Consider the following 14763-nt stretch of genomic DNA (forward strand, 5'->3'; position numbering starts at 1 on the left):
CCCCTTAGACCACTCTGGTCGACTCCAGTATAATCCTATCGACCAGGGTGGTCAATGATAATTTACAGAAATAACGAAATATTTATAGGCAGCAGAAAAACTGTATTCACGCCCTGGAATCAACTCCGGCCGGCTTGAAGATTTGAGTTTATGCCCAACTTTGGGTCGAATATGCCCGACTTTAATTGGAATATGCCCAACTTCAGTCGGAATATGCCCAACTTTCATTCAAATACGCCCAACTCGACAAATCAGCCACAAAAAAAGGAACCGCCACGGCTCCTCTTTGGCGAATTTCTGTTTACTCCCAACTCTGTTCGAAATACTCCCAACTTCGTCCCGTTTACTCCCAACTTTGTTCTGTTTACTCCCAACTTCATCGGTTTTATTCCCAACTGGACGATTCTCAGCCGATATCATCTTCTCTTCCCCTTTCGTCATCCCGCTTAAAGCCCTATACTTAGAGAATAATCAGATTACTCAAGAAACAGGAGGATACGCATGGATTATTCTTTTTCTCCGCTCGGTGACCAGACGATCATTCTTGAAATCGGAAATGAAATAAATGAGGAAACGCATCATCGAGTCAGAGCTGTTACAGCTTTACTTGAAACGGACCCGCCGCAGTGGATGAGCGAATTTATTCCGGCGTTCACGACCGTTTCAATCGTCTATAGTCCACTGCAAGTCTCATATGAAGAAGCGAAATTGGAATTAGCTGCTCTGCTGAAAAATGCTTCTGAAATCACGCTGCCACCGCCACGCACCATTGAACTTCCTGTCTGTTACGGCGGCGACCATGGGCCGGACCTGGAATATGTGGCCCGGCACAACGGCTTAAGCGCAGAAGAAGTGATAGCGATCCATACCGGAGCAAGCTATACCGTTCACATGATCGGATTTGCTCCGGGATTTCCATATCTCGGCGGCATGTCTGAAAAAATCGCAGCACCGCGGAAGGTCTCTCCGCGCGTCACAATTCCGGAGCGCAGTGTCGGCATCGCCGGAAACCAGACCGGCGTCTATCCAATTTCAACGCCTGGCGGCTGGCAATTGATCGGCCGCACACCAACGCGTCTGTTTCTCCCAGATCATGAAATTCCAAGCCTCTTGAGTACGGGAGACACTGTTGTTTTCCGTCAAATTACAGCTGATGAATATCAAACGTTGGAGGAGAAGGAAAATGCTTACCATACATAAAAGCGGCATGCAGACAACTGTCCAGGATCTAGGCAGAACAGGTTCCCAAAAATACGGTGTTGTAGCGTCCGGCGCGATGGATGCCTATGCCCTGCGTATTGCCAACCTGCTTGTCGGCAATGAAGAACACGCTGCGGCACTGGAAATAACATTGATGGGGCCAAGCATTCATTTCAACGAAGACCATGTCATTTCGATTTGCGGCGGCGACCTGACTCCTCAATCGGACGGCAAAACAATAGGAAACTGGCGGGCGTTAAACGCAGCGAAAGGACAAACACTAACGTTTGGTAAGCCTCGGTCAGGCAGCCGTTGTTATCTGGCAATCGCCGGCGGAATCGATGTGCCGGCAGTGATGGGCAGCCGCTCCACATATATGCGTGCTGGGCTTGGCGGTTACCAGGGCCGCGCTTTGGAATCCGGCGATCGACTAGTTATCGGTGAGACAAATGCCGATCAGAAATCGGCTGCTCGCGGCAAGTCGTGGTTCGTGCCTCCACCTCCCTATACTTCCGAACCGGTAATCCGAGTAATAAAAGGCCGCCAATTCGAAGCGTTTTCTGAAGCCAGCCGGAAACATTTTTTATCTGAAACCTTTACAGTAAACCCCCAATCGGACCGGATGGGCTACCGGCTCGACGGATCTCGCCTGGCACTTGCAGCAGCGCAGGAGATGATATCGGAAGCTGTGGCCTTCGGTTCCATCCAGGTGCCGGCAGACGGCAACCCGATCATTTTGATGGCTGACCGCCAGACCACTGGCGGCTATCCGAAAATCGCGGAAGTCATCACGGTCGACCTGCCCCTTATCAGCCAGCTGAAACCCGGAGATCACTTGCGGTTCAATGAAGTCAGCATTGAAGAAGCACAACGTCTTTTGAAGCTTCAAGAGAAAAAGATCAATTGTTTGAAACGGGCTATAGCATTGAAAAAGGAGGAGACAGGATGACTTTTAAAGTGGATTTGAATTGTGATATGGGCGAGAGTTTCGGCGTTTATAAACTTGGCCGGGATGAAGAAATCCTGGATTATGCAAGTTCGGCTAACATCGCGTGCGGTTTCCACGCAGGCGACCCGGCGACGATGCGCAAAACGGTGCGGCTGGCGCTCGAAAAAGACGTGGCCATCGGTGCGCACCCAGGTTTTCAGGACCTGCCCGGTTTCGGCCGACGTAATCTTCAGCTGTCAGCACAGGAAATCTATGATATCGTCGTTTACCAAATCGGCGCACTGTCAGCCTTCGTCAATGCGGAAGGCGGCATTCTGCAACACGTCAAAGCTCACGGCGCCCTATACAATATGGCCGCGAGAGATGCTGTATATGCCGGAGCCATTGCTGAAGCAGTGTATGACGTAAATCCCGCTTTGATCTTGTACGGGCTCGCCGGCAGTGAACTGGTCACAGCAGGCAATGAAATCGGTCTGCGGACAGCAAGCGAAGTCTTCTCCGACCGCACCTATCAGAAAGATGGTTCACTTACCCCCCGCTCCGATGCCAACGCTTTGATCACCGATTCCAGTGAAGCGATTGCGCGGGTCGTGCGGATGGTTAAGGAAGGCAAAGTGCTGACTGTCGGAGGCACAGATACTGAAATGAAAGCCGATACGGTTTGCATTCACGGAGACGGAGTGAACGCCCTGAGCTTTGCGGAGCAAATCTCGAAATCGTTGGCAGAAGCTGGAGTTAAAACCGTTAAAGTTTCTGATATTATCTGAAAAGCATGTTCAGGATTACCAATAACCTTAGTCAAGGCAGGTGAAAAATTTTGAAACAGATAGCAGCCAGGCACCATAGCGCTCAATCATTCATGATGATCGTTTCATTAATCGGCTGGTCGCTCGCGATTTATTCGCTGCTGCAAATGCCTGTTATTGAGAAACCGTTTGAATTGTTATTTCTTCTGACCTTTATTTTTATTTGTGAACATTACCCGATGCCGTTCAGAAAAGGGAATTCTTCTTTAACATTTCCGATTATCTTTTTGACTTATCTTATTTATGGCATCGAAATTACAATTGTCCTTTATTTCATAGGCGTTCTTTTAACCACGTGGATCAATAAGAGGCCGCTCCGAATCATTTTCTTCAATCCCGCTCAACTTATTCTCAGCCTTGCGGGTGCTCATTTTTTCCAGGAAACTTTCATGCCTTTGTTCAGTGCACCGGAAATGTGGAAGAATTTCGTTTCCTTGTTTATTTTTATCGCTCTTTTTTATCTTATAAATAATTTCATCGTTGATATCGTCCTCTTTCTTCGTCCGGAAAAATATACAAAAGAGATTTGGGCAGAAAAAGGGAAAGGCGAACTCTTCAGCTTCAGCATTTCCTTGGTGTATGGTTTTCTCCTGTATTACCTCGGAAGCCAAAACAGAGGGGAAGTCGATATTTTCACTTATTTCTTCTTCCTCTCCCCTTTAATCTTTCTTGCAATTATCAGTTCAATCATTCTGCGCCTTCGTGCAGATAAGCAGCGTTTAAAGGCTTTATTCCATTTTTCTTCCGAATTGAATAAATCCATTCCGACAAAAGAATGGGACAAAGAGATTAAACTGCTCTTGAGCGAAGTTGTCTTTTATGAAGAAAGCTTCTTGTTTACAAAAGATGAGCAGGAAAATTGGGAGCTGGCATTTTCAGAAGGCAGCCGCGCCGACCTGGCAGAAGCGCTTAAGGAAGAAGATCTTTCCAAATTGGAGAAAATCCACACGACACAAGTATTCAACAAACAGGACCTGGATCAGGCGCCTCTGTCCGGGTGCTTTGACAAAAATATGCAAGCTGCGGTTTATGCCCCGTTACTACTGGATAACGAGCTTATCGGCTGTCTGATCCTGACGAAAATACGCACCAACAGTTTTGTGGTGGAAGATGTCCATTCGATTTCGACCATATCCAACCAATTGGCTATTTTCCTTAAGACGCAATTGCTTTTCCGCGAGAAAGAACAACGGATTTTATTGGAAGAGCGCAACCGCATCGCCCATGATATCCATGATGGCATCGCACAAACTCTGGCCGGTGCCGTTATGAAATTTGATAGTGCCGCACGAAAAATCCCATCGAATCCGGAAGAAGCGCAACGGATGATCAATGACAGCAACAATACATTGCGGGAAGGGCTGAAAGAGATACGCGATTCAATCTACGCTCTTCGCCCTTACCCTACTGAAAATCTGAGTTTGGATAGTGCCATCCAGAAAAAAATTGATGAAATAAAGAAAAATGGCAATAACGGTCTTGAGATTTTATTTGAGAAACGCGGCATCCAAACCCAATTAAGTTTATTGACGGAAAAAGTCATTTACTCGATTGCGCAGGAAAGCATTCAAAACTGCATAAAACATGCGCAGGCTAGTTCTTTGAATGTCCTGTTGAGTTATCAAAAAGAACAGATTTTCCTGAAAATCAAAGATGATGGAATCGGCTTTTCATTATACGAGGCAATGACCACTGCCATGAAAGAACCGCATTACGGAATTTTACAGATGAATGAAGATGCGGCAAAAATTGGAGCAACTCTCCAAATCGAAAGCAGCGAAACCAAAGGGACGGAAATTATCGTCAGGATACCGAAAATGGGCTTTGAAGGGGGAATAATAAATGATTCAAGTACTGTTGGTGGATGACCATGCAATTCTGAGGGATGGTTTAAAAACGCTGATTGCTCAGGAAGAAGATATGGAAGTAATGGGTGAAGCGACAGGCAATATTCAATTGATGGAGATGCTGCCGAAAGTTCAGCCCGATATCATCATGATGGATATCAACATGCAAGAGATGAATGGCATAGAATTGACACGTTGGGTAAAAAGCAATTATCCGGTCATCAAAATCATTATTTTGACTATGTACAATAACGATGAATATTTCATGGCCGCCATCCGTGAAGGCGCTGACGGCTATCTGCTGAAAGACTCCCCTTCCAAAGACGTAATCGGAGCTATTCGGACAGTGGCAGGCGGTGAATCGGTCATACCTCCGGCAATGACCAAAAAGTTGATGTCCATGCACAAGCAGGACAATTCAGAAGAAGATAATTCCCTGACACCGCGTGAAATGGAGGTCTTATTGGCGCTTGTTGAAGGCCTATCCAATAAAGATATCGCTTCCCGCCTCTACATCAGTGATAAGACGGTCAAAATCCATGTCAGCAATATCTTCAAAAAGTTTGATGTGAAAAGCCGCTCACAGGCAATCATTTTTGCCGTTCAAAACAATCTGGTGCCTTTAAGATAAAATACTCCGAGAGCCGTACCCTCTACTACCTAAGTAGTAGAGGGTACGGCTTTTTGAGTAGGTGAAAATACGTCACGCGATGAATGGCGTAATAACGGAATAAATGAAATTATTATATGTAGAAATATTCTGAAAAAATAGGAGGATTAATCATGAAGAGATTTCTCATCGTTATCAGCGCCATCTGTTTAGCACTCGGACTCGCATTCAATCCCTTTTCTCTCCACCAAAAATCTTCAGCTTTCAGCGAAGAGACAGTAATTGACTCCAAATTACAGGAGTTATTGCAAAACCGGCTGACTCCCATCGAGGTGCTCATTACCTTTAAAAACGTCGATAGTCCGGATGCCGGAAGTATTCAATTACTGGAAAGCCTCGGCATTACCAATGCAGTCCTTTTTCAAAGCCTGCCAATTGCCGGCGCGCTGCTGACTCCTGCGCAAATCGAAAAATTGTCGGCTTCTGAAGGAATTCAATCTATTTATTACAATGCCCCTCTTCAATATGATAATGAAACATCCACATCTTTGACTGGAGTCGACCAAGTACGTGAAGACGCCGATTTCCAAGCCGCTAACGGCGGTTTGCCGATCACTGGTGAAAATATCGGTGTAGTCATCAATGACAGCGGTGTAGACGGCACACATAAAGATCATGAGCTCGGCAAAAACCTGGTACAGAATGTCATGGCCAATATCAACTTGAACAGCACAATCGGATTGCTTCCGGTTGCCTACCTGGAAAACGTGCCTAACACCGACTCCACTTCCGGCCACGGTACGCATGTAACTGGGACAGTCGGCGGAACAGGCGCTATGTCAGGAGGTAAATACGAAGGCGTTGCGCCTGGGGCAAATCTCATCGGTTATGGATCCGGGGCAGCAATCGCCATTATGGATACCATCGGCGGCTTCGACTATGCCCTTACCCACCAAAACGAATACAATATCCGTGTCATCACGAACTCATGGGGCGACACGAGTGATTCCAATACAGACTTTGATCCGAACCATCCGATCAACATCGCAACCAAAAAATTATACGAACGCGGTATCACCACCGTTTTTTCAGCAGGGAATTCAGGTCCCGGGGAGTCGACCATTTCCGGAAACTATAAAAAAGCCCCGTGGGTCGTTACGGTCGCAGCAGGTGATTCTTCTATGAACCTGGCAGATTTTTCATCACGTGGCGTTGAAGCCAAAGGCGGCACTGTAGTAATCGATGGCGAAACATTCACTTGGGCAGATCGTCCGACTGTTACCGCGCCAGGAGTCGACATTGTATCAACACGTGTAGTTACGCCTTTATCAGCTTTGAGTCTTGAGCAGGATGCATCCGGAATCTCACCGGCCCACCTTCCGTATTACACGACTTTCAGTGGAACATCGATGGCCGCTCCGCATGTAGCAGGCATCATAGCTCTGATTCTTGAAGTGGATCCGACCCTTTCGCCCGCTGAAATAAAAGAGCTATTGCAACAGAGTGCCACGCCTATGCCTGGGTATGAAAACTGGGAGGCTGGTGCCGGCTATGTAAATGCCTATGAAGCGATCACGTTATTAAAAGCTGACACCGCCACAGCAACAACTTCGAAAAAAAATGCCAAAAAATGATTTTTTACCGCCCCTTTACCCAAAGGGGCTTTTTTTATGCTACTCCTTTGGTAGTAAATCAGGTAGGCCAAGGGGGTTTAAAAAATACACCCTTTGCGTAATAGGCAAAATTATGCTGCCGGATGATAATTAAATAGAAGTTTTCAAACTATTTCGAAAAGGAGAATGTGTAAATGAAAAAAATTCTGTTGATCGTCCTGATGTTATTTCTTATCTTCCCGGCTTTTTCGTCCGTTAATGCAAACAGCACAGTATCTGCCACTGCCACAGCAGTAGACGAAAAAGTCTGGGCTGCTCTCGGTGATGCCGAAGTTGCCCAGGTAATTATCACTTTCCGGGGAGATGAAAAGCCCACAGAAGCGCAGCTGTCCCTGTTGGAAGGGTTAGGAATTGAATCCGCCATCAGCATGCAGAGCCTTCCGATTGTGGGCGCTCTCGCAACTAAACAGCAAGTCGAACAACTGGCAGACAATGAACAAGTGCAATCTGTTTATCTTAATGAAAAATTGGAATATTTCAATGCCGACGCCAACCTGATTACAGGCGTCGATAAAGCACAACAGGATGATTCATTCAGAAAATTGAACGGCGGCCTGCCGGTTTCCGGTGACGGCATCGGCGTTGTCGTCAACGACAGCGGTGTCGATGGCACGCATAAAGACCATGAACTGGGCAGGAATTTGGTACAGAACGTTCTGGGAACTACAAATCTTCAAAGCATCACAGGTTTACTCCCTGTTTCTTACACAGAAAATGTGCCTAACACCGATACCAACTCTGGTCACGGAACGCACGTGGCAGGCACAGTTGGCGGGACAGGCGCACTTTCAGGAGGAAAATACGAAGGTGCCGCACCCGGCGCTGACCTGATCGGTTACGGTTCAGGTGGAGCTTTGTTCGTTCTTGATGGCATCGGTGGCTTCGATTACGCCGTTACGCATCAGAACGAATACAATATCCGCGTCATCACAAACTCATGGGGCTCTTCAGGCGACTTCGATCCGAACCATCCGATCAATCTTGCCAGCAAGAAAGCCTATGACCGTGGAATCGTTGTTTTATTCGCAGCAGGAAATGAAGGTCCCGGCGAAAACACGCATAATCCATACGCTAAAGCACCATGGGTGATTTCAGTGGGTGCTGGTGAGAAAGACGGCACGCTCGCTGATTTCTCGTCACGCGGAACAAAAGACGTTGGCGGCACGTTTGATCTGCACGGCAAAACGTGGACATGGGAAGACTCTCCTTCTATCGTAGCTCCAGGCGTTGACATCGTTTCCACCAGAACGGTTTCACCACTTACCGCTTTGGCCGCTGATGCCGATGCTGCCGCCATTGAACCGGCATACTTGCCTTATTACACAACGATGAGCGGTACTTCAATGGCTACGCCGCACGTAGCAGGAATCACCGCCTTATTATTGGAAGCAGATCCAGCACTGTCACCTGACGAAGTAAAAACAGTTCTTCAGCAGACAGCAACGAACATGCCTGGCTATGAATCATGGGAAGTCGGAGCAGGTTATGTGAATGCTTACGCAGCTATCGACGCCGTATTCAACAATAAAACATACGGCGAAACGTTAAATAGCGAAACAGTATTCAATGCCAACGTTTCGGAACAGACCAGCCAGGAGGAGTTTGCTGTGGAATATATCGCTTCTGTGAGTTCACAGCACACATTTACTGTTGAAGAAGGCGTTTCGACAGTCGCGGCAAAAGCGAACGCAGCCGGTTTGCTTGAAGCCACAGGCAATCCAGTGAACTTAGTGTTGATTTCGCCAGACGGAACGGAATACAGTTCAGGGATCAGCCTGCTATTCGCGACTACCTATGACCGTACAGTTATTGTAAACAACCCGCAGGCCGGTGAATGGAAAGCTGAAGTTCGCGGCTTGCGCGGAGATGAACTGAATCCGGTCGGACTGGCTTTGCCGGAAACTGTCAAAGGCACATTAGCCTTTACAAAAGTGAACGAGATAACGGGTCTGACTGATATTTCTGGCCACCCTGCAGAACCGGCAATCGCTATGGGCGTTAAGAACCGTCTTTTCGATTCCAACTCAAAAGGCCAGTTCAGACCGGATGATAAATTGACGCGTGCAGACCTTGCCACTTATTTGGTAATGGGTGCTGAGATCCGACAAAGCCTTCCTGCAACACCAAGCTTTACCGATACAGACTCTGCCGTTACACCCTACGCTGAAGCAGTTACAGCAAAAGGAGCAGCGTTCCGTGATTACGGACAAGTGTTCAACGGCGTCATGAAAGCCAAAGACAACGGAACTTTCAATCCGAAAGGCAATGTAACGAAAGCCGAACTTGCCTACTCACTGGTGCAAAGCCTTGGTTTGCAAAAACAGGCAGAAGCATTCAGCGGCGCTGTCACGGTTCAGTATAAAGATGAACGTGTTGCCATCAAAGATCAGGACAGTATTCCTGCTGATTTAAAACCATATGTCCAGCTCGCGTTGGATTTGAATATTCTTAACGCTCAATTCTCTGTGACACAAGGAAAATACGATTTGAAGCCGACGGTAGAAGCTGTCTTCAACCCTGGCGAACAAGTTCTGCGCGGTGATTTTGCTGTAGCATTCAGCCGCCAGTATGAAGCATTTTTCACAAATTAATCGAAAACCCGCAAAACTGCCTGAAATGGCTGTTTGCGGGTTTTTATTTTTGTTCGCCTCTGCTGCTTCAGAACAGTTTTAACTTCAGTCCAATTCTTTTTGTATCCTTATCACTACCTGCTTCAAATAGGAAGCTCCGTGGGGCACGAGATCCGCCAATGCAACACTTTTCCGTGACGGCGTATGCGAAGAGGCAAGTTCATCCGTACTTTCGATTCTTTCCTTGTCACCCATGCATAAATGATAGAAATCCTGAAAATCGAATTTGAACATGCCCGCCACTTCTTCTTTCTGGAAGCGGTAGGCTCCGTTCAAATCGTGCGCTGTTTTATACAGGAAAACATGGCATCTTTCGTTGTCTTTGAAATTTTTCAACGACAGCTGGTCTTTGATGACACCCAAAGAAATCAAATCCTCAAACTTCACATCAATCCCCAGTTCCTCTTCGATTTCCCTGACTCCATCCACGATCGATTCGTGTGCAAGAATATGACCCGCTGCGCTGATATCCAGCAGATCGGGAAAATCCTTTTTGTCAGAGCTGCGCAATTGCAGATGGATATACGGCGTGCCGTCCACGATTTCCACAATCCAGCAATGGAACGTCTCGTGCCATAAACCTTTTATATGTATTTCTTCACGCGTTGCGATTCTGATCGGCGTGCCGTCTTCCTCGCAAGCCATGATCATTTCTTCATCCATTCATTCAAACCTCTTTTCTTAATTGAAACGGAAAAGGTCTCAGGATGAAGGGGATTTGCTGAGACCCTTAAAATATTCCAGCGATTCTTTTAAAAGCGTTTTATCATAACCGCTCTTCTCGTGGATCCGCGCCACCCATTCATCAATCGTTTCCAGTGGTGGGTCTTCAACGAGTCCATGGCTCGTGCTTAAAAAGCTTTTCCAATCGTCGAATTCCCAATGCGCAATTTCATTGCCCCATGGCAAACGAACCTCCAGCAGCGGTTTCGGATACACATGGCTCTGCGAGTAATCCGCCGCCGCCAGAAATTCCTTCATCGGCACCGGAAGGGATGAATAAACCTGCGTTGAAAACTTGCCGTTCGGCCGGTGATAAACCACTTGAAAATGATCATTTTCCGGCAGCACCTGCACCTCAGCACCCGGAAAAAAGCCTGCCAGCTTTTCATCGGTGTAAGCCTCGTCATCACCATCGATCAAAATCGGCTGCAGCCACTGGTCTCCCAGATCACACAAGAATCGTCGGCCAATGCGGTCGACAGCCATGACCGCCGCATGGTCATCCCCCGTCCCCAGCTCACTGCCGATCGGATAAGCTTTTATGCCTGCTTCTTTGAATGCCTCCAATAACCAGATCGCCAAATCAAAGCAATTCCCTGTTACGCCGAACTCTTCACGATGCTGTTTCATAGTTTCAACATCCCGCTGTTTCCGGTTCCCCCGTTTCGAATAGAGCCACGCCTTCGTCAGTGTTTCCATCGGAAAGCCGTCGAATTTCCGCCATACGGCCAGTATCTCTTCAGATGCTTTCATCTTATTCACCTGCTCCAGTCAATTTCTTTTTTTTTTCGGTAAATAATGATTGCGAGAATCCCGAAGACAATAAATCCTCCAAGTGGAATCAGCCAGTTGCTCCGGCTGAGCAAATCCACTTCTTCTGTCGGTTCCTGCCCTTCTCCCAACACCGCAAAATCTCCTTGCGCCTGGCTTAAAACAGCTGTCCGGTCACAGATGATGGTCGTCAGCTCATTTGCTCCGTACATCTCGGATTTCACTGCATACACCAGATATTCCTGTCCGGCACTGAAATTAATCCCGCAATCCCCGCCACCTTGACCAGTTTTTATTTTTATCTGTGAATGCGCGGGTCCTTTCCAGACCTGGGCCACTTGAAATACAACAGAGCGTGTCGCTGCTGAAAACAGCACCGGTTTTTCATCGACCAGAATCGCCTTGCCGCTGAATACTGCATCGGAACGCTCCAATTCTTCCGCCACGCCAGGTGGTTGTTCACAGGAACAGGCACTTGCTGCTGTAGGCCAACCCACTGCCCCAGAAATCATTACAGCAATCATTATAAACAACAGTATATTTCTCACAACTGACCGCCCTCTCGCCCATAATTGCAGCTTCTTTATCCCATTAGTAGCAATTCCGCCAAAAAGGTTTCACTAAAAAGCTGTCGCAATGAATATGAAGGCGGCAGCTAATTTTTTGTCAGCGATTCACTTATTGTCGCTTGGTGTGACATCCCCGGTTTCCACTAATTGTTTCAGCCCTTCAAACATCTTGTCCCAGCCTTCTTCTGACTGCTCACTGTATTCCTTCATTGCTTGTTGGATGTCTTCAGGTCCCCAGCTTTCTTCGTGAGGCACAACGATTTCCTGCTTGAAGGTCATTTCACATGCCTGCCCGACCGGTGAAACCCAAACGATGACCTGGTCCTGCAAGTCGTTGAATTGCGGCATTTCAAAAGTGAAGCCCAGCCGGTGAGGTGCGTCGATTTCCAGATACTCTCCTGTCGCGCGGTACTCCTCCCCTTCCCGACGGTCCACGATTTCCCATTTCCCGCCGACACGCAAATCGTTTTTCGCTACCACATTTGTGGCTTCCGTCGTGAACAGCCATTTTTTCATCAGTTCCGGTTTGGTCCAGGCTTTAAAAACATCAGTTGAATTCGCGTTGATTCTCCGTGCCATCGTCAGCACAATTGTCGCTGTCTTTTTCATCTTTACGCTCCTTCCCTTAGTAAATAACGGAATGTTCTTATAATTTATTTTAGCATACTTCCATCTTAACTTTTCGGATATAAAAAAGCTGGCACTGCGAAATTTTCGCGGTGTCAGCTTCCTCTGCAATACTGCTCAATCCGCGTAAGAGCCTTTTCTTTGGCGGATCTGATAATAATTAAGATGTTTGAATAATTGCGATGATGTTTCCTGATCAATCGTAAAACCGACTCCGTATTCGACTCTGTCATTTCGCGTCGACTTTCTTACAATGGTTCCTTCAAGCAGAAACGCCTGCTCCAGTATTTCAAAACTGCATTCCAGCCGTTCGCCCATCGGAATATTGACCGGCGAAGTAAATCTCATACCGTTCACACTGATATTGTCTACTACTATAGACATTGGAGCTTCCCCGAGACGGGTGACTTTGCCATTGACCGATTCATGAAAAATTACACGGAAAAACTCGCGGCGATTTTCGCTCATTTCTTTCTCCCCTCAATCTTCTCTCTTTTTTCACCATGCAAAGCAGGAAATTAAGCGGAAAGACCCTTTTTAACTTCGGACACCGCTTTTACATGTATAAATTAATCAGCAAGCCTTTGATTTCTCCGATTGACTGGAGTGTCTCCAAGCCTTCTTTTTCATTATTTAACACTTCGTCCTGAAGTTCAATCAATTTTTTGTCAATGACTTCCACTATTTGATGATTTTTCATGCCACCACCAGGAGAAAAGCTTTGCTTATCAGTTAATTGTATACCAAAACTTAGTGCTTCTCTCATAAATTCTTTTACAAGATTTTTATAGTCACGTAAATTTTCAAAGGTACGCTGTTCGCCCAGTTTTTCTCCTTGGGCGTCGACACGGCTCATCAATTGATGCAAGGCATCCAACTGCAATTTCGATTGTGATTTTTTCATGACGTTTGCAAACGAGTCGATTGATTTGTTTTCCACTGTATTTTTCTGAATCCGGTCGCCCGGAATTTTTGTTTGGCTTTCAATGCGCATCACAGTCACTCCATCTTACTTCTGATAGCTTTGCTTCTTTTTATAGATATTGATGATCAATTCAATTTCCCCTCGTTCCGCCTTCACCACTTTGGCGATTTGTGCTGGAGAGAATCCTTGTTTATGCAATTGCTCTATTTTTTCATTTTCCGGCAGATCAGGGTCAATTTCCGGTTCTGCTGCCTTAACCGTTATCTTTTGTTTCCCCGTTTTGCTCTTTGGCGCAACTGGCGTTTCATCAGCCGGCTGAACAGAATCGGCAATGCCGATTTTCAGTTCCAGTTCACGCATCCGTTCTTCCATGCGGCTTTCTTTTTGAGCAATATGTTCCACCAGCCGGTTATAAAGTTCGTCATTCTCCTGCTCCAGATTCGCTACAAAGTCCTCCATGCTGGAATGGACGGCTTCTGCGTCCTCCAGCATGGCTTTGCGCTGTTTCTGGAATTGGTTCAAGACGATAAACGATCGTATATTTACGGCTATCGCCAATAAAATAAGTCCAATCAGCAGCCAATCCATGGCCATCACCTGTCTTTCTGTATCGTGCGCAGCTTAATAATACTCATGGACCGAAAGTGTCGCCGAATGCAGCCTCAAAATTGCCTTTGAATGCAATTGGGAGACACGGGAAACACTGACGCCCAGAACTTCGGCAATTTCCGTCAATTTCAAGTCTTCGAAATAACACAGTGAAACAACGATTTTCTCTTTCTCAGGCAACCGCCCGATTGCTGCAGTCAATGCTTCCTTGATGGTGCGTTCATAGAGGCGGCGCTCGGGTGAACCCGCGTCGCCGTTTCCTACCATATTGTATTTACCTACCTGGTTATTGTCTTCAAAAGGATTTTCATCCATGGAAATCATCGTCGACAATGCCGCTTCCGATACGGTTTTATTGAGTTCAGCTTTAGAGATGCCGAGATATTTGCTGACTTCGGCATCGGTTACCGAATGATTATTTTCCTGTTCAAGAATCGCGTACGCTTTCTCGATTTTCTTCACTTTCTCACGTACAGAACGCGGCAGCCAGTCACTATGGCGCAAACCATCGATGATTGCGCCTTTGATTCTCCATGCTGCATAGGTTTCGAACTTCAGGTCCCGCTCCAGGTTGAATTTATCAAATGCGTCAAGAAGCCCTTCGAAAGCCAGGCTGCGTACATCATCTTTGTCCACTGTTTTTGGCAGGCTGATCATAAAGCGCTGTGTCACATAATCAACCAGGGGCATATAACGTTCGACTAGGTAATTCCCGGCTTCCGGATCACGTCCCTGTTGCCAGCCTTCCCAGTATTCCAGTTCCTCTTTTGATAATTTATCATTCAACAAGCGTTTCACCACCATTTTTTTGATACCGCGACACG

Annotated in this window: 15 protein-coding genes; 7 read left to right on the forward strand and 8 right to left on the reverse strand. The window is 46.8% G+C overall.

The genetic code is table 11. From position 1 onward, the window contains the following. Nucleotides 1-501: 501 nt before the first annotated feature. From pxpB to D2910_RS11515, 7 genes are all read left to right on the forward strand, one after another. Nucleotides 502-1200: a 5-oxoprolinase subunit PxpB gene (pxpB, locus tag D2910_RS11485; RefSeq protein ID WP_117313578.1), complete on the forward strand. Its 699-nt coding sequence runs from the start codon at nt 502-504 to the stop codon at nt 1198-1200. Then, nucleotides 1184-2149: a 5-oxoprolinase subunit C family protein gene (locus tag D2910_RS11490; RefSeq protein ID WP_117313579.1), complete on the forward strand. Its 966-nt coding sequence runs from the start codon at nt 1184-1186 to the stop codon at nt 2147-2149. The genes pxpB and D2910_RS11490 overlap by 17 nt, the downstream gene beginning before the upstream one ends. Beyond that, on the forward strand, nt 2146-2916 hold the full coding sequence (locus tag D2910_RS11495; RefSeq protein WP_117313580.1) for a LamB/YcsF family protein: 771 nt from the start codon (nt 2146-2148) through the stop codon (nt 2914-2916). The genes D2910_RS11490 and D2910_RS11495 overlap by 4 nt, the downstream gene beginning before the upstream one ends. Nucleotides 2917-2966: 50 nt before the next feature. Continuing rightward, the gene (locus D2910_RS11500) at nt 2967-4823 is read left to right on the forward strand and encodes a sensor histidine kinase (protein WP_240633610.1); all 1857 of its coding nucleotides are present in this window, start codon (nt 2967-2969) and stop codon (nt 4821-4823) included. Continuing rightward, nucleotides 4798-5433 (forward strand): response regulator, encoded by a 636-nt coding sequence (locus D2910_RS11505; RefSeq protein ID WP_101802449.1) that lies wholly within the window; start codon nt 4798-4800, stop codon nt 5431-5433. The genes D2910_RS11500 and D2910_RS11505 overlap by 26 nt, the downstream gene beginning before the upstream one ends. A 152-nt stretch (nt 5434-5585) precedes the next feature. Then, a complete protein-coding gene (locus tag D2910_RS11510) occupies nt 5586-7046 on the forward strand; it encodes a S8 family serine peptidase (protein WP_117313581.1) in 1461 nt (486 codons plus the stop codon). A 173-nt stretch (nt 7047-7219) separates the two neighbouring features. Next, nucleotides 7220-9676: a S8 family serine peptidase gene (locus D2910_RS11515; RefSeq protein ID WP_117313582.1), complete on the forward strand. Its 2457-nt coding sequence runs from the start codon at nt 7220-7222 to the stop codon at nt 9674-9676. Nucleotides 9677-9760: 84 nt separating this feature from the next. On the opposite strand, the gene D2910_RS11520 is transcribed toward D2910_RS11515, so the two are convergent. The 8 genes from D2910_RS11520 to D2910_RS11555 form a co-directional block, all read right to left on the reverse strand. Next, complete coding sequence (locus D2910_RS11520; protein WP_117313583.1) at nt 9761-10378, reverse strand: NUDIX hydrolase; 618 nt, start codon at nt 10376-10378, stop codon at nt 9761-9763. Nucleotides 10379-10417: 39 nt separating this feature from the next. Next, on the reverse strand, nt 10418-11191 hold the full coding sequence (locus tag D2910_RS11525) for a hypothetical protein (RefSeq protein WP_117313584.1): 774 nt from the start codon (nt 11189-11191) through the stop codon (nt 10418-10420). A 5-nt stretch (nt 11192-11196) separates the two neighbouring features. Beyond that, a complete protein-coding gene (locus D2910_RS11530; protein WP_133299099.1) occupies nt 11197-11757 on the reverse strand; it encodes a hypothetical protein in 561 nt (186 codons plus the stop codon). 126 nt (nt 11758-11883) lie between these two features. Beyond that, nucleotides 11884-12387, reverse strand: coding sequence for an SRPBCC family protein (locus D2910_RS11535; protein WP_117313586.1), 504 nt, complete (start codon nt 12385-12387; stop codon nt 11884-11886). 135 nt (nt 12388-12522) lie between these two features. Beyond that, nucleotides 12523-12873, reverse strand: coding sequence for a PilZ domain-containing protein (locus D2910_RS11540; protein WP_084243317.1), 351 nt, complete (start codon nt 12871-12873; stop codon nt 12523-12525). An 88-nt stretch (nt 12874-12961) separates the two neighbouring features. Next, nucleotides 12962-13399 carry a YaaR family protein gene (locus tag D2910_RS11545; RefSeq protein WP_101802442.1) on the reverse strand — a complete coding sequence of 146 codons (438 nt, stop codon included), beginning with the start codon at nt 13397-13399 and terminating at the stop codon, nt 12962-12964. 15 nt (nt 13400-13414) lie between these two features. Beyond that, on the reverse strand, nt 13415-13924 hold the full coding sequence (locus D2910_RS11550; protein ID WP_117313587.1) for a DUF6115 domain-containing protein: 510 nt from the start codon (nt 13922-13924) through the stop codon (nt 13415-13417). Between the two features lie 27 nt (nt 13925-13951). Then, nucleotides 13952-14728, reverse strand: a complete 777-nt coding sequence (locus D2910_RS11555; RefSeq protein ID WP_117313588.1) for a FliA/WhiG family RNA polymerase sigma factor — start codon at nt 14726-14728, stop codon at nt 13952-13954. Nucleotides 14729-14763 lie beyond the last annotated feature (35 nt).

It is taken from the genome of Planomicrobium okeanokoites, from assembly GCF_003428875.1.
In the GTDB taxonomy this organism is placed as follows: Bacteria; Bacillota; Bacilli; order Bacillales_A; family Planococcaceae; genus Planococcus; species Planococcus okeanokoites.